1 protein-coding gene is annotated in these 1,016 nt (G+C 57.2%); it reads right to left on the bottom strand.

The genetic code is table 11. The annotated features are described in order from the left end of the window. Positions 1 to 4: 4 nt before the first annotated feature. Positions 5 to 955, bottom strand: coding sequence for an IS481 family transposase (locus FJ934_RS27875; protein ID WP_140613602.1), 951 nt, complete (start codon positions 953 to 955; stop codon positions 5 to 7). Between the last annotated feature and the right edge of the window lie 61 nt (positions 956 to 1,016).

The following is a 1,016-nucleotide window of genomic DNA, read 5'->3' as shown; positions in this document are numbered from 1 at the left end:
GACCCTAGGTGTTTAGTCCCGGCATTTGATGGACCGGGTCGAGTCTGAACCGTTCGGGCTCTTTTTTCCAGATTTTGCAGATGAACTCATAAGGCGTGAGGCCTTTGAGGGTCTTGAGCCTGCGTGCGAAATTGTAGGCTGAGATGAAGTCGGCGAGGTGTCGGCGCAGCTGATCGTGATCGTCATAGTGGAAGCACTTGACGGTCGCGTCCTTGATGGTTCGGTTCATCCGCTCGACCTGGCCGTTGGTCCAGGGATGGTTGATCTTGGTGAGCCGGTGCTCGATGCCATGGTCGGCGCAGACATCATCGAAGATATGCCGGGGGGCATGGCGGTCGCAGCTTCGGTTGGTGAACTGGATGCCGTTGTCGGTCAAAATGGTGTGGATGGCATAGGGCACGGCCGCGATCAGATCTCGCAGGAACTGGACCATCGTCATCTTGTCCGCCGTCGCGTGTAGCTGCGCATAGGCGAACTTGGACGTCCGGTCGACGGCAACGAAGAGACGCAGCTTGCCCTCGGCGGTCTGCACATCGGCGATATCGATATGGAAATAGCCGATCGGATAGGCCTGAAACTTTTTCTTGGCCGGCTTGTCACCATCCACCTGCGGCAATCGCGAAATACCATGGCGTTGAAGGCAACGATGCAAGGACGAGCGTGTCAGATGCGGGATCGTCGGCTGAAGGGCATAGAGACAATCATCCAGTGGCAGCAGCGTGTGCTTGCGAAAGGCGACGATGGCCGCCTCTTCCTCCACAGACAACACCGTCGACTTCGGGTCCTTGGGGCCTGTCGGAAGATCGGCGGTCGAGGTTCGGTTCTTCCACTTTCGAACCGTCTTCTGATCGATCCCGTAGCGCCTGGCCAGCGCCCTCAGGCTCTCTTGACTATTTTGTATTGCTCGACGGATTGCCTCTGTCGTCGTGGCGCGGCCGTGCAGAACTTGTCCCATAACGCATCCTTCCAGTCGGAAGAAAATATCGCACCATTAAAGCTCGGGATCAAACACCTAG

The organism is Mesorhizobium sp. B2-4-12 (assembly GCF_006441575.1).
GTDB lineage: Bacteria > Pseudomonadota > Alphaproteobacteria > Rhizobiales > Rhizobiaceae > Mesorhizobium.
This window is presented reverse-complemented; position numbering and strand designations above follow the sequence as displayed.